At 63.0% G+C, this 18,848-nt stretch carries 22 protein-coding genes; 8 read left to right on the top strand and 14 right to left on the bottom strand.

Going from position 1 to position 18,848, the window contains the following annotated elements; all coding sequences use genetic code 11:
- The 3 genes from FJ988_RS29350 to FJ988_RS29340 all read left to right on the top strand — a co-directional run.
- The coding region (locus tag FJ988_RS29350) for an ABC transporter substrate-binding protein (protein ID WP_140822634.1) at positions 1–758 on the top strand (758 nt) is incomplete at its 5' end.
- A gap of 64 nt (positions 759–822) precedes the next feature.
- Positions 823–1,599, top strand: coding sequence for an ABC transporter permease (locus FJ988_RS29345; RefSeq protein ID WP_140822632.1), 777 nt, complete (start codon positions 823–825; stop codon positions 1,597–1,599).
- Positions 1,596–2,387: an ABC transporter ATP-binding protein gene (locus FJ988_RS29340; RefSeq protein ID WP_140822630.1), complete on the top strand. Its 792-nt coding sequence runs from the start codon at positions 1,596–1,598 to the stop codon at positions 2,385–2,387. The genes FJ988_RS29345 and FJ988_RS29340 overlap by 4 nt, the downstream gene beginning before the upstream one ends.
- 14 nt (positions 2,388–2,401) lie before the next feature.
- Here FJ988_RS29340 and FJ988_RS29335 read toward each other — a convergent pair whose 3' ends face one another.
- The 3 genes from FJ988_RS29335 to FJ988_RS29325 form a co-directional block, all read right to left on the bottom strand.
- Positions 2,402–3,340, bottom strand: a complete 939-nt coding sequence (locus FJ988_RS29335; RefSeq protein ID WP_348644340.1) for a GlxA family transcriptional regulator — start codon at positions 3,338–3,340, stop codon at positions 2,402–2,404.
- A gap of 308 nt (positions 3,341–3,648) precedes the next feature.
- The gene (locus tag FJ988_RS31470) at positions 3,649–3,783 is read right to left on the bottom strand and encodes a hypothetical protein (RefSeq protein ID WP_140822626.1); all 135 of its coding nucleotides are present in this window, start codon (positions 3,781–3,783) and stop codon (positions 3,649–3,651) included.
- 349 nt (positions 3,784–4,132) lie between these two features.
- Positions 4,133–4,318, bottom strand: a complete 186-nt coding sequence (locus FJ988_RS29325; protein ID WP_140822625.1) for a hypothetical protein — start codon at positions 4,316–4,318, stop codon at positions 4,133–4,135.
- Between the two features lie 204 nt (positions 4,319–4,522).
- Here FJ988_RS29325 and FJ988_RS29320 point away from each other — a divergent pair, with 204 nt between their 5' ends.
- Complete coding sequence (locus FJ988_RS29320; protein ID WP_140822624.1) at positions 4,523–5,422, top strand: LysR substrate-binding domain-containing protein; 900 nt, start codon at positions 4,523–4,525, stop codon at positions 5,420–5,422.
- A 1-nt stretch (position 5,423) separates the two neighbouring features.
- Here FJ988_RS29320 and FJ988_RS29315 read toward each other — a convergent pair whose 3' ends face one another.
- Together FJ988_RS29315 and FJ988_RS29310 are read right to left on the bottom strand one after the other, a co-directional pair.
- The gene (locus FJ988_RS29315) at positions 5,424–6,386 is read right to left on the bottom strand and encodes an alpha/beta hydrolase (protein ID WP_140822623.1); all 963 of its coding nucleotides are present in this window, start codon (positions 6,384–6,386) and stop codon (positions 5,424–5,426) included.
- 324 nt (positions 6,387–6,710) lie between these two features.
- The gene (locus FJ988_RS29310) at positions 6,711–6,896 is read right to left on the bottom strand and encodes a hypothetical protein (protein ID WP_140822622.1); all 186 of its coding nucleotides are present in this window, start codon (positions 6,894–6,896) and stop codon (positions 6,711–6,713) included.
- A gap of 271 nt (positions 6,897–7,167) precedes the next feature.
- Between FJ988_RS29310 and FJ988_RS29305 the strand changes: the two genes are divergently transcribed.
- Entirely contained in the window at positions 7,168–8,214 is a 1,047-nt protein-coding gene (locus FJ988_RS29305) for an acyltransferase (RefSeq protein ID WP_246688694.1), read from the top strand.
- A 10-nt stretch (positions 8,215–8,224) separates the two neighbouring features.
- Here the strand turns inward: FJ988_RS29305 and FJ988_RS29300 are convergent, their stop codons facing one another.
- The gene (locus tag FJ988_RS29300; protein WP_140822621.1) at positions 8,225–10,294 is read right to left on the bottom strand and encodes an ASKHA domain-containing protein; all 2,070 of its coding nucleotides are present in this window, start codon (positions 10,292–10,294) and stop codon (positions 8,225–8,227) included.
- 89 nt (positions 10,295–10,383) lie between these two features.
- Here FJ988_RS29300 and FJ988_RS29295 point away from each other — a divergent pair, with 89 nt between their 5' ends.
- Positions 10,384–10,626 (top strand): hypothetical protein, encoded by a 243-nt coding sequence (locus tag FJ988_RS29295; protein WP_246688693.1) that lies wholly within the window; start codon positions 10,384–10,386, stop codon positions 10,624–10,626.
- A 79-nt stretch (positions 10,627–10,705) separates the two neighbouring features.
- Here the strand turns inward: FJ988_RS29295 and FJ988_RS29290 are convergent, their stop codons facing one another.
- The 7 genes from FJ988_RS29290 to FJ988_RS29260 all read right to left on the bottom strand — a co-directional run bounded on the left by FJ988_RS29290 (position 10,706) and on the right by FJ988_RS29260 (position 15,973).
- On the bottom strand, positions 10,706–11,680 hold the full coding sequence (locus FJ988_RS29290; protein ID WP_140822619.1) for a methyltetrahydrofolate cobalamin methyltransferase: 975 nt from the start codon (positions 11,678–11,680) through the stop codon (positions 10,706–10,708).
- 80 nt (positions 11,681–11,760) lie between these two features.
- Positions 11,761–12,852, bottom strand: coding sequence for a methylenetetrahydrofolate reductase (locus FJ988_RS29285; protein ID WP_140822618.1), 1,092 nt, complete (start codon positions 12,850–12,852; stop codon positions 11,761–11,763).
- Positions 12,849–13,439: a methylenetetrahydrofolate reductase C-terminal domain-containing protein gene (locus tag FJ988_RS29280; RefSeq protein WP_140822617.1), complete on the bottom strand. Its 591-nt coding sequence runs from the start codon at positions 13,437–13,439 to the stop codon at positions 12,849–12,851. The genes FJ988_RS29285 and FJ988_RS29280 overlap by 4 nt, the downstream gene beginning before the upstream one ends.
- Positions 13,432–13,734, bottom strand: coding sequence for a virulence factor (locus tag FJ988_RS29275; protein ID WP_140678762.1), 303 nt, complete (start codon positions 13,732–13,734; stop codon positions 13,432–13,434). Before FJ988_RS29275 ends, FJ988_RS29280 begins: the two co-directional genes overlap by 8 nt.
- 138 nt (positions 13,735–13,872) lie before the next feature.
- Complete coding sequence (locus FJ988_RS29270; RefSeq protein ID WP_140822616.1) at positions 13,873–14,655, bottom strand: formyl transferase; 783 nt, start codon at positions 14,653–14,655, stop codon at positions 13,873–13,875.
- A gap of 83 nt (positions 14,656–14,738) precedes the next feature.
- Positions 14,739–15,317 carry a DUF4893 domain-containing protein gene (locus FJ988_RS29265; RefSeq protein ID WP_140822615.1) on the bottom strand — a complete coding sequence of 193 codons (579 nt, stop codon included), beginning with the start codon at positions 15,315–15,317 and terminating at the stop codon, positions 14,739–14,741.
- 26 nt (positions 15,318–15,343) lie between these two features.
- Positions 15,344–15,973 carry a DUF1638 domain-containing protein gene (locus FJ988_RS29260; RefSeq protein ID WP_140822613.1) on the bottom strand — a complete coding sequence of 210 codons (630 nt, stop codon included), beginning with the start codon at positions 15,971–15,973 and terminating at the stop codon, positions 15,344–15,346.
- Between the two features lie 52 nt (positions 15,974–16,025).
- On the opposite strand from FJ988_RS29260, the gene FJ988_RS29255 reads away from it, so the two are divergent.
- Complete coding sequence (locus FJ988_RS29255) at positions 16,026–16,160, top strand: entericidin A/B family lipoprotein (RefSeq protein WP_127859805.1); 135 nt, start codon at positions 16,026–16,028, stop codon at positions 16,158–16,160.
- Between the two features lie 81 nt (positions 16,161–16,241).
- Here FJ988_RS29255 and FJ988_RS29250 read toward each other — a convergent pair whose 3' ends face one another.
- The gene (locus tag FJ988_RS29250) at positions 16,242–16,940 is read right to left on the bottom strand and encodes a B12-binding domain-containing protein (protein WP_140822611.1); all 699 of its coding nucleotides are present in this window, start codon (positions 16,938–16,940) and stop codon (positions 16,242–16,244) included.
- A 271-nt stretch (positions 16,941–17,211) separates the two neighbouring features.
- Between FJ988_RS29250 and FJ988_RS29245 the strand changes: the two genes are divergently transcribed.
- Positions 17,212–18,786: a trimethylamine methyltransferase family protein gene (locus FJ988_RS29245; protein ID WP_140822609.1), complete on the top strand. Its 1,575-nt coding sequence runs from the start codon at positions 17,212–17,214 to the stop codon at positions 18,784–18,786.
- The last annotated feature ends 62 nt before the right edge of the window (positions 18,787–18,848 follow it).

Genomic DNA, 18,848 nt, shown 5'->3' with positions numbered 1-18,848 from the left:
GGGGGGGGGCGGGGCCCCCGGCGGGCGACCTGCAATGCGCGGCGACCACCGTCGAGACCTGGATGGTGTGGAACGCCAGCGGCGTCACCACCAAGCAGATCTTTCAGCTCGACAAGTCCTATGGCGCTGACGGCATCGTGGTGCGCAACGACATCAAGACCGTCGCCGACCTCAAGGGCAAGAACGTCGCCTCGTCGGCGCCAGGCACCTCGCCCTATTTCCTGCTGGCCTGGGTGCTCAACAAGAACGGCATGTCGACCAAGGATGTCACCGTCGTCAACCTGGAGCCGGACGCGGCGGCGCAAGCCTTCCTTGCCGGCCAGAACGATGCCGCCGTGACCTATGAGCCGTTCATCTCGGCGGTGCGCGACAAGGCGGACCAGGGCCATATCCTGGCCACCACGCTCGACTATCCGATGGTGCTGGATACGGTCGGCTGCACGCCGGACTTTCTCAAGGCCAATCCCGACGCCGCCAAGGCGCTGGCCGACAGCTATTTCGACGCGCTCGACCTGATCAAGAAGGACCCGCAGAAATCCTACGAGATCATGGGCGCCGACGTGAAGCAGTCGGCCAAGGAATTCGAGGACTCGGCCAAGTACCTGAAATGGGCCGACAAGGCGGACAACAAGCAGTTCTTCACCAAGGACTTCCAGGATTTCTCCAAGACCGCGGGCGACCTGTTGCTGCAGATGGGCCTGATCAAGGAAGCGCCGGACGTGACGACGCTTGCCGACACCAGCGCGGTGGCCAACTGATCGCGCATCACCCGATCGGCGGCGGCGACAAGCCGCCGTCGTTCCTCTTCAAGGACAGATACTGATGCCGCGCCCCTTGCATCCTGTATCGCCGGGCACGCGAACCGTGCTCGGCGTTTCCTTCTTCGTGCTGTTCGTGGCGTTCTGGGCGTGGATCACGCTCGGCGGCCATGTGAACCACATCTTCCTCGCCGACCCGCTGTCGATGCTGAAGGATGGGTGGCGGCTCTTGGTCGAAGATCGGTTCTGGCTCGACATATTAATCACCATCTGGCGCGTCTTCGGCGGCTTCGTGCTGGCCTCGATCGTCGCCGTGCCGATCGGCATCGCTATGGGCGCCTGGAAGCCGGTCGAGGCCTTCCTCGAACCGTTCGTGTCCTTCGCCCGCTATCTGCCGGCATCGGCCTTCATCCCGTTGCTCATCCTGTGGGCCGGTATCGGTGAACTGGAAAAGCTTCTGGTGATCTTCGTCGGCTCGGTGTTCCAGATCATTTTGATCGTGGCGGTGAAGGTCGGCAGCACCAGGCGCGACCTGGTCGAGGCGGCCTATACGCTTGGCGCGACCGACAACGGCATCGTCAAGCGCGTCATCATGCCGGCCAACGCGCCGGAGATCGCCGAGACGCTGCGGCTGGTGCTGGGCTGGGCCTGGACCTATGTCATCGTCGCCGAGCTGATCGGCTCGTCGTCGGGCATCGGCTACATGATCATCAACAGCCAGTCACGGTTGGCGACGGGGCAGATCATTTTCGGCATCATCGTCATCGGCCTGATCGGACTGCTGTCCGACTTCGCCTTCAAGGCGCTCAATCGCTGGCTCTTTCCATGGAGCCTGGCGTGAGCAAGCTTCTGATCGAAGGCGTTTCGCGGACCTTTGCCGGGGTGAGGGGCGGACAGCCTGTGCAGGCGCTGCAGCCGATCGACCTGTCGGTCGCGGCCAACGATTTCATCACCATTCTCGGACCTTCGGGCTGCGGCAAGTCGACGTTGCTGAGGATCGTCGCCGGGCTGGAGGCGCCGAGCACGGGCCGCGTGCTGCTCGATAGCAAGGCGGTCACGCGTCCTGGCCCGGATCGCGGGATGGTGTTCCAGTCCTACACGTTGTTTCCCTGGCTGACGGTCGCCGAGAACATCGGCTTCGGCCTGCGCGAACGCGGCATGGCGCAGAAGGAGCGGGATGGCATCGTCGCTTCCTATCTCGATCTCGTCGGGCTGAGGGGTTTCGAGAACCATTGGCCGAAGCAGCTTTCGGGCGGCATGCAGCAGCGCACCGCGATCGCGCGCGCCTTGGCCAACGATCCGGAGATCCTTTTGCTCGACGAGCCGTTCGGCGCTCTGGACAACCAGACGCGCGGGCTGATGCAGGAATTGCTGCTCGGCATATGGGAACGGCGCAAGAAGACGGTGCTGTTCGTCACCCACGACATCGAGGAAGCGATCTTCATGGCCTCGCGCGTGATCGTGATGAGCGCGCGGCCCGGCCGCATCAAGTCGGACGTGGCGGTCGACCTGCCGCATCCGCGCCACTACACGCTGAAGACCAGCCCGGAATTTTCCGCGATCAAGGCGCAACTCACCGAGGACATCCGCGTCGAGGCGATGCGGACGGTGCAGACGCAATCGGCGTAGAGGTCTGTGCCCGCCTACGCAGCCAGTAGCTGCTTGCGGTCGACGCGTTCCTGCTGCGGCGAGCGGGCGTAGAGCTCGCGGTAGCATTTGGAGAAATGCGAGGCCGAGACGAAGCCGCAGGCGACCGCCACCTCGACCACCGGCATCGACGACTGGATGAGCAGGTGCCGCGCCCGGTCGAGGCGGATCTCCAGATAGTAGCGGGCGGGCGAGCGGCCCATCTCGGTGCGGAACAAGCGCTCGATCTGGCGACGCGACAGGTCGACATGGTCGGCGATCTCGATCAGCGATAGCGGTTCGGACAGGTTCGCCTCCATCAGTTCGATGATGGTCAGCACCTTGGAGTTCTGCACGCCGAGGCGGGCTCGCAGCGGCAGGCGCTGGCGGTCGGTCGGGCTGCGCACGCGGTCGGTCAGCACCTGCTCGCAGACGCGGTTGACCAGGCTCTCGTCGAAATCGTCGCCGATCAGCTTCAGCATCATGTCGAGCGCGGCCGTGCCGCCGGCGCAGGTGTAGACGTTCTGGTCGATCTCGAAGAGATCGGCAAAGACATTGGCCTTGGGGAAAGCTTCGGAGAAACCCGGCAGGTTCTCCCAATGGATCGCGCAGCGCTTGTTGGACAAGAGTCCGGCGGCGGCCAGGATATGCGCGCCGGTGCAGAGGCCGCCGACGGCGACGCCGCGGTTATACTCCTCGCGCAGCCATGCGAAGGCCGACTTGTTCTGGTAGCGCTCGACATTGACGCCGCTGCAGACGATGGCCATGTTCGGCCGGTCGGGGCCCGCCATCTTCTTGCGCTCTTCTTCCAGCGAGGTGTTGACCGCGCATTCGACGCCGTTCGAGGCGCGCACCGGCTTGCCGTCGATGCTGGCCAGGCGCCAGCGATAGGCCTCGTAGCCGAGCATGCGGTTGGCCGAGCGCAACGGGTCGAGCGCCGTCGCGAAGGCGATCATGGTGAAATCGGGAACAAGGAAGAACACAAACGATCGTTTGATCGGATGCTTTACGGCATTCACGGGGAAACCTCATGCAGCCATGACGCGAACAGGATGTCGCGAACAGCATAGCGACAACAGGAAAAGCCATTCCTGTCAATCGGGTAGGGCTCCACGTGAAGAATAAATTTGCGACACGGGTCGCAAATGGGCAATTCATCAGGGCATAAAGTACCGCAGCCCGGGTTATGCAGCCTCGGCGCCTATGAAAACGCCGCCACGGCGGGGCCGGGCGGCGTCGAATTCAGCTTTGGATGCCGATAGTCTCAGGCGATGAAGCCGAGGCGGGCGGCGTTCATGGCGCCGGTCTGGCCGGGCATGGTCTTGGCGAGACGCTGACGCTCGAGAGCGGTCGTCAGGTTCATTTCGCGACGGGTGAACAGGCGGGCAAAGAGCTTCATTGTCATCTCCATTTGGTTGCTCAGACGGGTCGCCTTCGCTTGATGGAGTGGGGCAGCTCGTTTTTGCTGGCGCTGATATAGGCTTGCTTCAGTAAAAACTAAATCGCAAAAACGAAGCGGTTGATAGGAAAAGCGACATCGTTTGCGACATTTTTGGGCAGAGTGCCCGAAATTTACGATTGTTTACAAGGCATTAGTCTGAAAATTAACCCGCTATGCGAATGCCTCATATGCGTCATGCAGCGGCAGCATGGCTGGGAAAGTCGTTTGAATGCAAACAAAAAGGCCTAAAAACAAAAAGGCCTGCCGAGCTGACGCGGCAGGCCTCTAGCATTTGTCGTTCACTGCGTTACTTCGCTCCGGCCCAGTTTCCGACGCCGTAGCGCAGGCCGGTCTTGGCGTCGGCGGCTTCCGGCCAGCCGATATCCTTCTGCAGTTCGACCGGCAGCGCATGGATGGCGCGTTCAGTCTGATAGCGGGCGCGAGCCGCGCTGAATTCGGTCGCCAGGCGACCAATGGATGACAGGATAGACATGTTCGTTCTCCTTGGAGTGGGGGCGGGGAGGCGCCCGGCAATGCGTTACGTCAGGTATGTCGATTGCAGGTCTGTGTCATGGTCGTTTCGTGGCTGTGTTTGGCAGCAGCCTGCTTCGATGGAGTTGACTATCCTCCTAAACTGATGTTCAATCAAACGAAATGGAATGATCGTTCGCATCAGAAAAATTGAAGGCTGATCCCGATGAACGCCCCACTCAATCATCCGCTGCCACTGCTCGACCTCGACGTCCTGCGCACATTCGTGGCGATTGCCGAGACGGGCAGCTTCACCACCGCCGCGACCGCAGTGTTCCGCACGCCGTCGGCCGTTTCCATGCAGATCAAGAAGCTGGAGGATATTCTCGGCAGGTCCGTCTTCGCGCGCGACGCGCGTTCTGTAACGCTGACCACCGATGGCGAAATGCTGCTCGGCTATGCTCGCCGGCTGTTGTCGATCAACCGCGAGGTGGTGTCGAAATTCATCATCCCCGATATCGTCGGCGTTGTGCGGCTGGGTTCGCCGGACGATTATGGCGAGCGCGTGCTGCCGCATGTCCTCAAGCGCTTCGCTCAGTCGCATCCCTCGATCGCCGTCGACGTCACCATCGACCAGAGCATCAACCTGCGCCGCCGCATGGACGACCGCGCGCTCGACATCACGCTTCTTACCAATTCCTACAAGACCAGCGCCATTGGCGCCGAGGTGCTGCTCACAGAGCCGATCGTCTGGGCCGGCGCCAAGGGCGGCTGCGCGCATCTGCGCGAACCGTTGCCGGTGTCGCTGTGGGAAGAGGGCTGCGCCTGGCGGGCCGGTGCGCTTGAGGCGCTCGGACGCGAAGGCCGCAACTACCGCATCGCCTATATGAGTGCCCACACCGCCGGCCAGCGCGCTGCCATCATGGCGGATCTCGCGGTGGCGCCGCTGCCGAAGTCGTTCCTCGGCGACGAGATGGTTTCGCTCGGCGCCAAGGACGGCATGCCGGATATCGGCACCTACAATCTCGCCATGGTGGTGGCGCCGGACGCCAGCGCGCCGGTCAGGGCGGTCGCGGACCACATTCGCGCGACGTTCGAGTTGTTCCGCGAAACCGGCAAGTTCTGAGTTATTCTGCGGCCTGCGCGGCGCGCGCCGCAAAAGCGGGTCTTGTGCCGCGTCTCGCGTGAGCGCGCCGCGGTGCCGGATCGGCGAGGAAGGCGACGATGCGGTCGCGCGCGCGGCGCGCTTCCGGCATCTCGATCAACGGCCAGACGTGGAACATGCCTTCCTCGTAGACCATTTCGACCTCGACACCGGCGGCGCGCGCCTTTTGCGCAAAGATCAGATTGTCGGGCGTCAGCATGTCGCGCGATCCGGTCAGGAGCAGCGTCTTCGGCAACACCGAGAGGTCGCCATAGAGCGGGCTGATGTGCCAATCGTTGCGGTCGAAGCCGGCACTGTAGAGCCGGACGGCCTCGAGCCCGCCGGGGATGCCCAGCCACGGATCATGCCGTTCCGCCTCGAAAACTTCGGGATTGGCGAGCGAGACGTCGAGGCCGGGCGAGATCAGCACATGGCGTGAGGGCAACGGCAGGCCGTCCTCGGCCGCCATCATGGTCAGCACCACGGCCATGTTGCCGCCGGCGGAATCGCCCATGAAGACGATGTCCTCGGGATCGGTTTCCTCGAGCATGCGCCGGTAGACGTCGCCGACCATGCCGAACATATCGTGGAAATTGTGCTCCGGCGCGATCGGATAGATCGGCACGGTGATGCCAAAACCCAGCCGCTCGGCCATCTCGGCGATCAGCCCCCAGTGATAGGATGTGATCTCGAAAACATAGGCGCCGCCATGCATGTAGAGGATGCGGCGGCGCTCGCCCTTTTTCGGCGCGATCTCGTAGACCGGAAAGCCGTCGACGTTGGTCTCGGCGATGTCCAGGCGGGCCTTGAGCAGCGCCGGCGGATGGTAGTCCTCGGTCTTGCGGGCGTAAGCGATCCAGCGCTGCAGGTTTTCCGGGCTGGAAAAGGCCTTTTTGCGGCTGTGCCTGAGCACGAACGAGACGACGTGGCTTTTCAAACTGGGCATGCGGATACACTGATTTCGGCAAAGCCGACTAAAAGAGTTCCCCCACTCTTCGGAAGATTTGTACCTTGGTTAAAAATGTCAAGGTTTGTGCCGCATCAAGCCCCTAATGTGGCCTAGTCCCTAGGAGCGTTTCATCGGACCGATGACCGCTTTATCTCTTTGTTTTCAAGCAACTCCGGACGATAACCGCTACGCTCTTTTGCTGGAATTGCTCCAGTCACCGCTGCGGCAGCAATGCCGCGCGCAATTTGTTGTCGCTTGCAGCCGGGGCCGCGTTCTGGCCCCGGCGCTTGCCGAGCAGCTTGCATTTGTCGGCAAAGGTCATCAGCGCGCAGTGCCCAACAGCAGCTGATGCAGGGCTGCCTGCGGGTCGCTCGGCGGCGAGGCCGGCCAGCCGATATCCTTCTGGACATGCGCCGGCAGGCTGTTCAGCTGGCGGATAGCCTTATTGCGCGAATGCGCCTGCCTGATGGTGACACCGAAACGGCTGAGGTTGTCGAACATCGACATTTGCTTCTCCCTTGAAGTGCAGCGGCGGCCGAGGGTTATTCCTGGCCGCCGTTCGATGTCCGTTAAATGGCTCACGCATGTATCGGATCAATTTCACGAAAACAGCGCTTTGGTTTCCGGATCGCGCGCATTCGGAAACATTTGCATGCAAATGAGTTGATCCCGGAGGGTACCCCAAGATTTTATCCGGAAGGCAGCCTTCAGCAGTTGACAGCAGTAGGCAGCTGTACTGTTATTGTGCAATGCGATATCGACTGTATGCGCTGCAGCATTGCGCGAGTTGGGTCACAGCACCGTGACGAGCATCCACAGTATCCAATATTTGCGGGGCCTCGCCGCCTGCGCCGTGGTCGGCTTTCACGTCAGCGAGCAGTTCGGCGGCCCGTTCCACGTCGGCGCAGCCGGTGTCGATGTCTTCTTCGTCATCAGCGGCTTCATCATGTGGGTTACGACGGCCGGCAGGACGGCTGATCCGTGGCGTTTCATGTGGCGCCGGATCACCCGCATCGTGCCTCTCTACTGGATCGTCACGCTGCTGACCGCGGCGGGCATCCTGATCAAACCGCAATTCTTCTACGGCCATATCTTCAGTGTAGCGAATTTCGTCGGATCGCTGTTCTTCCTGCCAGTCCTGCAGGAGGGTGCGCTGCATCCCGTCGTCATACAGGGTTGGACGCTTTGCTATGAGATGATGTTCTATCTCGTTTTCACCCTGGTCCTGTTCCTTGGGGGGCGCTGGCGGCTCGGTGTTCTCGTGGGCGCCCTTGTGGCCATCGTCGCGCTGCATTTCGTCTTGCCCGCGGGATATGCGCGTGCCTTCACCGATCCTGTCGTGCTCGAGTTCGCGGCCGGCGTCGTCGTAGGTCGCTTGTGGCTCCAGGGCGCCAGGCTCCCGCTCTGGGCGGGGCTGGCAATGGCCGTCACGGGATTTCTGCTCCTTGCGGCCAGTCCGCTGTTCGATGCCGACGTGGCTCGCGTCTTGCGTTGGGGGCTTCCGGCAACGCTGATCGTGGCGGGCGCGGTGTTCGCCGAGCGGGCGAGGCCGTTCAAGCCCGGAGCCTTGCCCAGCTTTCTCGGCGATGCGTCCTATTCGATCTACCTATGGCATGTCGTCGTCGGCGTTCTGGCAACGGGCCTTGTCCTGAGGACCGGCCTGCCGGCGATCTTGCAGCCGACAACGATCCTAGTCGTCACCCTCGCCCTCTCGTCCGTGCTTTATCTGATCGTCGAAAAGCCGCTGATCGGGCTGCTGCACCCGAAACGTGCCGAGGTGGCCGTGAAGGCAGGCAAGGCCGTGGCCGCAGGGGCCGCGGAATGATGCCGCAAAATCAGTCGCGGCCGCGGCGCGCCGCGCGTTCCTCGCGTGAACGCCGGCGCGGGGTGGCGTCGCCGACAGCTCCGTCCTCGCTCATCGCCTTGCGCGGCGGCAGCTTCACCGCGGCCGCCAGCTTCGGGAACGGATCGACCTTGTTGGGCAGCGCCATGGCGTAGACGAAGTGCTCCTGGAACTTGGGCTCCAGGGCGGTTTCGATCTTCTCGATACGGCTCACCGTCTCCTCGATCTCGCGGCGGTAGCCGCGATTGAGCAGCGCCATGCGCGCTCCGGCGCCGGCGGCGTTGCCGACGGCCGAGACCTTGTCGAGGTCGCAATCCGGGATCAGGCCGAGCACCATGGCGTATTTCGGATCGATGAAGGAGCCGAAGGCGCCGGCGAAGTGGATGCGGTCGACATGCTCGGTGTGCTGCTTTTCCATCAAGAGCTTGGTGCCGGCATAGAGCGCCGCCTTGGCGAGTTGGATGGCGCGCACGTCGTTCTGGGTGATGGTGATCCTCGGTTCGCCTTCCTTCAGCACATAGGAGAAGGTGCGGCCGTTGGCGACGATGCGCGGCGAGCGTGCGGCCAGCGAGCCGTCGACGACGCCGTCTTCGGAGATGATGCCGGCAAGGTACATTTCCGCAACGATCTCGATAATGCCGGAGCCGCAGATGCCGGTGACGCCGGTCGCCTGCACGCTTTCGGCAAAGCCCGGCTGATCGGACCATAGCTCGGAGCCGATGACGCGGTATTTCGGCTCCAGCGTGTCGGGATCGATGCGGACGCGCTCGATCGCGCCGGGCGCGGCGCGCTGGCCGCCGGAGATTTCGGCGCCCTCGAAGGCCGGGCCGGTGGGCGAGGAAGCAGCGACGACACGCGTCGAATTGCCGAGCACGATCTCGGCATTGGTGCCGACATCGACGATCAGCATCATCTCGTCCTGGCGATGCGGGCCTTCCGACAGCGTGACGGCGGCAGCGTCGGCGCCGACATGGCCGGCAATGCAAGGCAGCATGTAGAGCCGCGCGCCCTGGTTCAGCTTCAGGCCGATGTCTGAGGCTTTGATGCGCACCGCACCCGAGACGGCGAGCGCGAAGGGCGCGCCGCCGAGTTCGGTCGGATCGATGCCGAGGAACAGGTGGTGCATGATCGGATTGCCGACGAAGACACTGTCCAAGATGTCGGCGCGCTGAACGTTGCCTTCGGCGCAGACCTTGTCGACAAGGCTGGAAACCGCCTCGCGCACAGCCACCGTCATGCCTTCGCGGCCGTCCGGGTTCATCATCACATAGGAGACGCGGCTCATCAGATCCTCGCCGAAGCGGATCTGCGGGTTGGACGTGCCGGAGGAAGCGGCGACGCGGCCCGACAGCAGCGACACCAGATGCATGGCAATCGTAGTCGAGCCGATGTCGCAGGCAAGACCATAGGCCTCGTTCTTCAGGCCCGGCCACAAAGCGATGACGCGGGCGATGTCGCTCTCCGCGTCCTTGTGGATGGCCGCGGTGGCGGTCCAGTTGCCCTTGCGCAATATGCCCTGGACCTGCGGCAGCAGATAGAAATCGAATTCGAGGTTTTTAAAACCCCAATCCTTCATCAGCGCGATCTTGAGGCGGTCGAGATCGCCGAGGGGCTTGTGCATGTCGGGCTCTTCGATCTCGACATAGCACATGCGGATCGCGGTATCGCGAGCGATGACCCTGGTGTCGGCGTCCTTGCGGATGGTCTGAGCGTTGATGACCGTGTCCTGCGGCACGTCGATGACGAGATCGCCGAGGATCTGGGCCGAACAGGACAGGCGCCGCCGTTCGGGCAGGCCGCGCACGCGCTCGTAGCGCTCTTCCTTGGCGCCCTTGGGCGAAATGTGGTCGTTGGAGGAGACGATCTTGTGCTTGGCGAAATTGCCTTCCTGCACCTCGATCTGGCAGCGCCCGCAGGTGGCCCGGCCGCCGCACACGCTTTCGACATAGACGCCGAGCTGGCGCGCGGCATCGAGCACCGGCGTGCCGACGGGGAAACGCCCGCGCTTGCCGGACGGCATGAACAGCACGAGTGGATCGGTGATGTTGGCAGGCGGGTTCATGCTGGCACGTGTCTCGATGGCAATTGCCGATGCCGTTTAACGGATCGTTTTACTGTTGGGTGGAGAGTCTGCTGGTCCAGGGACCAACCATGTCGGAATTGCTGCTCTCCGCCGTCTTCACCGCGTTCACCGTTGTGCGCGTGATCAAAGGCCCGTGGCTGCGCAACCCGCAATATCTGGCGACCGGAATCCTCGGCGCAATCGTCGGAACGCTGGTGCTCCACGCCTACTGGCCCGCCTATGACGATGATTTCATCGTCGGTGGCGTGACCGGCATTTTCGGGTCGTGGGCGGGCATGGCGCTGTTCGACGCCATAGTGGGCATCGCCTGAACGCAAAGCAGACCTCTCCGACCGCATCCAAGATGCGGTCGGATCGGCGCTGTTTGCGATGCGGCTCACGATTGCGCGCTTATCCCCTGGCCATGCGGGCTTCGCGGCCGCCGCGGCGACGACCGCCGGCGCCAGCGCCGTCGCCAGGTGCTGTCACCGCGACCGGCGCGGCAACGGCATGGCCGCCTTCGGCCGGCTTGTAGTCCTTGTAGGTGCGGATCCAGTTGGTGCAGTTCTCGTCGGTGCCGTTGAGCACGTTAGCGCCGCGCACGGCCTCCATTTCCTGCGGACGCACCGGGTTCATGATGGCCGAGGTCATACCGGCGCCGATCACCATCGGGATGAAGGCGGCGTTGATGCCGTGGCGGTGCGGCAGGCCGAAGGAGATGTTGGAGAGGCCGCAGGTGGTGTTGACCTTGAGCTCTTCGCGCAGCCGGCGCAGCAGTGCGAAGACCTGGCGGCCGGCATCGCCCAGCGCGCCGATCGGCATCACCAGCGGATCGACGACGACGTCATGCGCGGGAATGCCGAAATCGGCGCAGCGCTCGACGATTTTCTTGGCGACGGCAAAGCGCACGTCCGGATCCATGGAGATGCCGGTCTCGTCGTTGGAGATGGCGACGACCGGGACGTTGTATTTCTTGACCAGCGGCAGGATGGCCTCGAGCTTTTCTTCCTCGCCGGTGACCGAGTTGACCAGCGGCCGGCCCTTGGCGACCTTCAGCGCTGCCTCGATGGCGGCGGTGACCGAAGAGTCGATCGACAGCGGCAGGTCGACCAGGCCTTGCACGATTTCCAGCGTCTGCACCAAAAGCGCCGGCTCGGTGGCGTTGGGGTCGACAGCGGTGACGCCGGCATTGACGTCGAGCATGGTGGCGCCGCAGGCGGCCTGCTCCAGCGCGTCCTTGATGACGGTTTCGAAATTGCCGGCCACCATCTCGGCGGCCAGCTTCTTGCGGCCGGTCGGGTTGATGCGTTCGCCGATCACGCAGAAGGGCTGATCGAAGCCGATGATGATTTCTCGGGTCGCCGAGGCGACGATGGTGCGGGTCATGCGATCTCTCCGTCGGGATATAAAGAGTTCTTTATATCGTTATCTGATTTCGTTCAAGCAAATGGTCGCCGCTCGCGCCGTCAATGCGCGGTCTTCACCATGTCCACCTGGGTTTCGGTAATCTCGTCGTGCAGAATGTGGTCGAGCCGGTCGGCGACCATCTGGTCGTCGCGGCGGATTTCGCGCTTCCACGGCTGGCGGCCCTTGAGCACGCCCGATTCATCGACGATCTCGGCGACGTACTCTTCCTGGCGGTAGGCCATCACATGGATGCCGGCGACGCCCGGGATTTCCTTCACCTCGTTGATGATGTCGATGCAGAGCTGCTTGCCTTCCTTCTTTTGATCCTGCGCGCCTTCCAGCCGCTTGATCACCGCGTCGGGGATGTGGATGCCAGGTACGTTGGAGCGGATCCATTTCGCCGTCTTGGCGGAAGCCAGCGGACCGACGCCGCAAAGCAGGAAGAGCTTTTCGGTGTGGCCGAGGTCGCGCGCCTTCTGCATGAAGGTTTTGAACATCGGCACGTCGAAACAGTACTGCGTCTGCGCGAACTGGGCACCGGCGGCGATCTTCTTGCCGAGATGGATCGGCCGGAAATCGTAAGGCGGCGCGAAGGGATTGACGGCGCAGCCGAGGAAGATCTGTGGCGGCGTCGTCAGCTTGCGGCCGGACAGGAACTTGCCGTTGTCGCGCATGATGCGGCAGGTCTCAAGCAGCGACATGGAATCGAGGTCGAACACCGGCTTGGCGCCCGGCTGATCGCCGGCCTGCACGCCGTCGCCGGTGAGGCACAGCATATTGGCCACACCCATGGCGGCGCCGCCCAGCACGTCGCCCTGGATGGCGATGCGGTTCTTGTCGCGGCAGGCGATCTGCATGATCGGCGCATAGCCCATGCGGGTCAGCAACGCGCAGATGCCGACCGACGACATATGGCAGTTGGCGCCCGAGGCATCGACCGCGTTGATGGCGTCGACCCAGCCGTCGAAGATCTTGGCGCGGTTGTAAACGTCTTCCGGATCGGCGCTGTCGGGCGGATTGAGCTCGGTGGTGACAGCGAACTCGCCGCGGCGCAGCACGCGCTCCAGCCGGCCGCGCGAGGAATGGCCGGGCAGGGGATCGAGCGGCAGATGGATGCCGGCCGGGTTCTCGTCGCGCTGGCGTCCGGTCATGCCGAAGCTCCGGGATTCTGCGCGACTTCACGCGCCGCGGCCGACTGAGCGGTGACCCTCAGCCATGCGGAGGTCTCGCGCAGCGACTGGTCGACCGGCTTCTGCACGGTGAGGATCTTTTCGTTGTGCACCATGTTCTGCGAACCTTCCCAGGCCTTGACCCAGACACAGGGCATGTCCGGCTCGACCTCGCAATTGCCGTTGGCGCGCACGCCGCCGCAGGGGCCGTTGCGCAACTGCTTCGGGCAGTTCATCGGGCACGACATGCCGGTGGAGGACAGGATGCACTGGCCGCACATGCGGCAGTCGAACATGAAGCCTTTCACGCGCTTTTCGACGAACTTGACCGGCGCTTCGACGCGACCGTAGCCGATGCCCTTCCACAGCGGATGCAGCAAAAGGAACATGTCGGCGAAGCGAGCGTAGAACCATTCGAGCAGGCGCGAATGGCGGATCGACCACAACCGCACCGCAAAAGTGCGCTGGACGCGCCGCTGCGGCGACACGTCGGCAGGCTTGTAGTCGGATTTCGGCGCTGCCTTCTTGACCAAAGTGGCCTGGGTAACCGCCGGCTGTTTCTCAGACATTTTCTTTTCCGCCCGCCTTGACGAGGGCCACCAGCCGCTCGCGGTCATATTTTGCATCGAACTCGTGGAAGGCCTTCTCGACCTCGGCTTCAAGATCGTCGCCGACCGGAACGGGGTCGGCCTTGCGCCATTCGGCGAGATAATCGTCGGTGCCGCCGGCGCCAGTGCGCATGGCGCACATGTCTATCGCCTCGGTGAAGCGCAGCGGCAGTTCGCGCTTGGCGTTCTGCCGGCCCTTCTTGACGATGACCTGGGCAGGGATGTCGCGCCAGTAGACGACGATCAGATCGGCCATGAATTCTCAACTCCTCGAAGTTGTCGAGCATTGCCGCATGCGCCGCTGAGCCGCTTGTTATGGGACGACGCGCGCGCCTTCAAAAGCGACGCTGTCGGAGGTCGCAAAAAGAAAGGTGTGGCTATCGGGAATGGCTGATTACCAGACCCGCTTGGTCAGGCCCGTCCAGAGGTAGAACCAGATCGTCGGGTGATACCATTGCTTCGACGGCAGGCCAGGCTCGATCGTATCGAGTTTACCGGCCAGCGCATTCTGAACCGACTCGACGCAGATATCGCGCGAAAACGCCGCCTGGCGCAGCGCGTAGCTGGCGATGGTGTCGCCGGGTTTCGAGATGCCGCGCGCCTGCTTCAGCACGCCGCCGGTGTCGACACCGGCATCGACCAAATGCACCGTTGTGCCGAAATTCTCCTGATCCCCGGACGCCAACGCCCAGTAGCCGCCATTCATGCCACGATATTTGGGCGCAATGCCGGCATGATAGTTGAGCACCGGGCAAGGCATTTTTGCCAGCGTGCCCTTGGACAAGAGCCGGCAGCCGGCGAGTAGCACGACGCCCGGCTTGATCTTGCCGATCGCCTCGAGGCATTCCGGCCCGTTGGCGGACGGCACACGGACGATCGCCTGGCCTTGCCGCGGTTCGGTGTCGAGCTTCTCTTCGGCAATCAGCTGGGCGGCATGACTGGCCAAGGCGCGCTTGCCGAGCCTGGTGAGCACCATGGTGCCGAGCTGGCCGACGGCCGAGATCCAGCCTTGCCGGCGGGCGCGGCCGAGCAGCAATCGCTTTTTGGATTCAGGCTCTTCGAGGACGACGCTGACGGAGCCGACGCGGTCGGCAATCGCATTGATGATAGCCCAGATATGCGGGCCGCCTTCAGTCACGACGACGATCGGTCGCGCACTTGATTCCGACGCTGCCATGGCAAGCACCCGCTTTGGAGACCGGCGGATGCTATTTGGCGCGGGTTAACCCTTGGTGTGCCAGCAGCCTTAACCAGGCGTGCTCAGCGCTTGAATTCCATGATGTCGAGCTTCGATTCGTAATAGGGCGCCGGGAATTCGATGCGCCATTGGGTGGCGCTGTTGCGGAAGGCGTAGCCGACCTGGTCGCTCTCCGGGCCGCTGCCATAGGGCTTGGGCTTGTCGTCATTGACCGAGAAGGCGCCGAGATAGATGGCGCGCTTTTCGTTGTCGTCGAAGAAGCGGCCGGTGGTGCGTTGCGAGCCGGTGGTCTTCTCCAGCTTCCAGCCGGAACCGTCGTCGCTCACCTTGCACTTGAACCAGCCATAGATGATCAGCGGGCTCAAGCCGCCGACCTTGATGGTGCGGCATTTCCAATTGCCGGTGAGGTCCTTGTCGGAGAAGGCGACCAGGGGCCTCGCGAGCAGCTCGTCCAGTTGCTTGACCTCGGCCGGATCGCCGGCCTTCGCCTCGTCGAGGGCCGCCTTGCGCGTTTCGCCATATTTGTCGAGCCGCGACTTGTCGGCGGCGGTGATGAGCTTCTGCACCTCGCCATCGGCATGTGCCGGCAGGGCGAAGGCGAGGCTCGCGCAGAAAGACAGAAGCAAAAGCCTGGCGGACATCGAATTCCCCTCTGTTGGCCGGCACCTCAGCCGGTGGCCGATGCCCGCGCCAACTCGCTCGTCAGATCGCCATACCCGGTAGAGCGGCGCTCATAGGCAAGGCCAAGCAGAGCCGCGGCCTTCTCGGCGACCTTGTCGAGTTCGGGATCGTCGGTCTGGGCGAGATAAATCAGCTTCTCGTAATTGCCGAAATAGTCCTTGATCAGTTCGGGGTGCCTGTCCAAGCCGAGCGGCTTGATGAAGAAGGCCTCGAACTGACGGCAGAGGAAGTCGGTCATATAGAACGACATCATGTCGTCGTCAGCGACCTTAGCGTAGGCGTCCATACCCTGGTAGAAGGCGAAGCAATGCGGCCCGGCCATGCGCTCGACGCCGTGCTTCTCGATCACGCGGTCGAGCAGGCCGCCGGTGCCGCAATCGGCGTAGCCGACGAAGATGCGCTCATAGCCTTCGGTCCTGGCCTTTTCGATTGCCTTGTCCATCGCCGGAACGATGCGGTCGGGATAGAAATGGAACTCCGCCGGCAGGCAGGTCAGATCGAGATGGTCGAGCTTCAGCTGCTGCTTGACGGCCAGAACCTCGCGCGCAATCATTCCGCAGGCGATGACGAGCAGCCTGTCTGTTTGATTCGGTTCGGTTTTTTTCGTCTTGACCAAGTCGGGCCGGCTTTCGCTGCGGGGCTAATATCTGTCGAGGGAGACGCTATCCATGAAACTGCTACGCATCGCGCCTGTAGCGATCCTTGCCTGCGCGCTTGCACTTACCGCCTGCGCCAACACCATTCGGGGCGTCGGCAAGGACGTCAAATCGACGGCAAGAGCGGTCAAAGACACTGTCAACTGATCTCCAGCCTCTTCCATCATCTGGGAACAAAAAAGCCGCGCTGCAAGGCGCGGCTTTTTCGATCCATCCTGATGCCTCGGGTCAGGCGGAAGCGCGAACGTTGTGCTTGCGCTTCATGAAATCCTTGGCGGTCTCGACGGCCACGGCCGCGTCGCGGCAATAGGCGTCGGCACCGACGGCCTTGCCGAATTCCTCGTTGAGCGGCGCACCGCCGACCAGCACGACATAGTCGTCGCGGATGCCCTTTTCCTTCATCGTGTCGATGACGACCTTCATATAGGGCATGGTGGTGGTGAGCAGCGCCGACATGCCGATGATGTCGGGCTGGTGCTGTTCGATGGCGTCGAGATATTTCTCGACCGCGTTGTTGATGCCGAGATCGATGACGTCGAAGCCGGCGCCTTCCATCATCATGCCGACGAGGTTCTTGCCGATGTCGTGGATGTCGCCCTTGACGGTGCCGATGACCATCTTGCCCTGCTTCGGCGCGCCGGTGGCGGCGAGCAGCGGACGCAGGATGGCCATGCCGGCCTTCATGGCGTTGGCAGAGAGCAGCACTTCAGGAACGAACAGGATGCCGTCGCGAAAATCCTCGCCGACGATGCGCATGCCTTCGACCAGCGCCTCGGTCAGAACCTTGTAGGGCGCCCAGCCGCGCTCGAGAAGGATGTTGGTGCCTTCCTCGATCTCTTCCTTAAGCCCGTCATAGAGGTCGTCGTGCATCTGCTGCACAAGTTCCTCGTCGGAAAGCTCGGAAAGGATGATCTCGTCGTCGGACATTTTTCTCGGGCTCCTTGCCGCTCGGAGTGACCGCGGCAGCTTAAAAATCAACGCGCCAATACCTAACCCGTCAGCGCCTCGCATCCATAGCTGATTTGCGACTTCCCGCAAAAGGAAAGCGACTGAAAAATTAGCGCTTTTCTTGTCGATTTTGCGACAGGCGTTGGCGCTGGCTGGCCGTTTCCAATAGGGTGCATGGCTACGATCCGGCGAACAAGCGGCAGCGACGGGCCGCGAGCCAATCCAGGCCATGTTTATAGGAAGCACGATCATGAGCGATAACGCGGCAGTCGACCAGGAAGCGACGGGCGGAAGGCGCGGGCGCGGCGCCGGCAGCGGAGCGGCGGCAAGGCGCGCGGCCCGTTCGGGCGGCGGTCCGGGCACCCAGCTCACCTACATCAAGCGCAAGATCAACGTTTACGAGGTCCTCAACGAGGAGGGCCTGGCGCTGATCGAGAAGAACACCGACACGGTGCTCGAAGAGATCGGCATCATCTTCCGAGACGACGCCGAGGCGCTGGCGCTGTGGAAAGAGGCGGGCGCCGACGTCAAGGGCGAGCGCGTGCATTTTCCGAAGGGGCTCTGCCGTTCGCTGCTCAAGACCGCGCCTTCGATCTACACCCAGCATGCGCGCAATCCCGAGCGCTCGGTGCAGATCGGCGGCAACGCCACCGTGTTCGCGCCGGTCTACGGCCCGCCCTTTGTGCGCGACCTCGACGGCAACCGCCGCTACGCCACGATCGAGGATTTCCAGAATTTCGTGAAGCTCGCCTATATGGCGCCGTCGATCCACCATTCGGGCGGCACGGTGTGCGAGCCGGTCGACGTGCCGGTCAACAAACGTCATCTCGATATGGTCTACAGCCACATCCGCTACTCGGATAAGCCGTTCATGGGCTCGGTCACCGCGCCGGAGCGGGCCGAGGACACGGTGGCGATGGCCAAGATCGTGTTCGGCGACGACTTCGTCGAGAACAACACCGTGCTGACCAGCCTGATCAACGCCAACTCGCCGATGGTGTTCGACGAGACCATGCTCGGCGCGCTGAAAGTCTATTCGCGTCACAATCAGGCCTGCATCGTCACGCCCTTCATCCTTGCCGGCGCGATGAGCCCGGTGACGGTTGCCGGCACGCTGACGCAGGTGCTGGCCGAAGTGCTCGCCGGCGCATCGTTCACGCAGCTGATCCGGCCCGGCGCACCGGTGCTGTTCGGCACTTTCGCCTCGTCGATCTCGATGCAGTCGGGCGCGCCGACCTTCGGCACGCCGGAGCCGTCGCTGGTGTCCTACGGCGCCGCGCAGCTGGCTCGCCGGCTCGGCCTGCCGTTCCGCACCGGCGGCTCGCTCTGCGCCTCGAAAATCCCGGATGCGCAGGCGGCCTATGAGAGCGCCAACACGCTGAACTCGACGATCCTGGCCGGCACCAATTTCGTGCTGCATTCGGCCGGCTGGCTCGAGGGCGGTCTCGCCTCCTGCTATGAAAAATTCATGATGGACATCGATCAGCTCGGCATGCAGCAGAAGTTTGCCGAAGGCGTCGACCTGTCGGAAAACGGCCAAGCGATGGATGCCATCCGCCAGGTCGGTCCGGGCAGCCACTATCTCGGCTGCGACCACACCCAGGCGAATTTCCAGACCGCCTTCTACCGCTCCAACATCGCCGACAACAATTCCTTCGAGCAGTGGCTGGCCGAAGGCGAGAAGACCGCGCCGCAGCGCGCCAACGAACTCGCCCGCCGTTGGCTGGAAAGCTACGAAGCGCCGCATCTCGATCCGGCGATCGACGAGGCACTGAAGGACTTCATCGCCAAGAAGAAGGGCTCGATGCCCGACGCCTTCACCTGAAAGGAGCCCGATTCAGGCCGGGCTAAAGTGGCCAACATCATCCACAAGGAAGTCTGGCGGAG

The sequence above is a fragment of the Mesorhizobium sp. CU3 genome (genome assembly GCF_006442965.1).
In the GTDB taxonomy this organism is placed as follows: domain Bacteria; phylum Pseudomonadota; class Alphaproteobacteria; order Rhizobiales; family Rhizobiaceae; genus Mesorhizobium.
The sequence above is the reverse complement of the archived record's forward strand: the minus strand, read 5'-3'. Positions and strand labels throughout refer to the sequence as shown.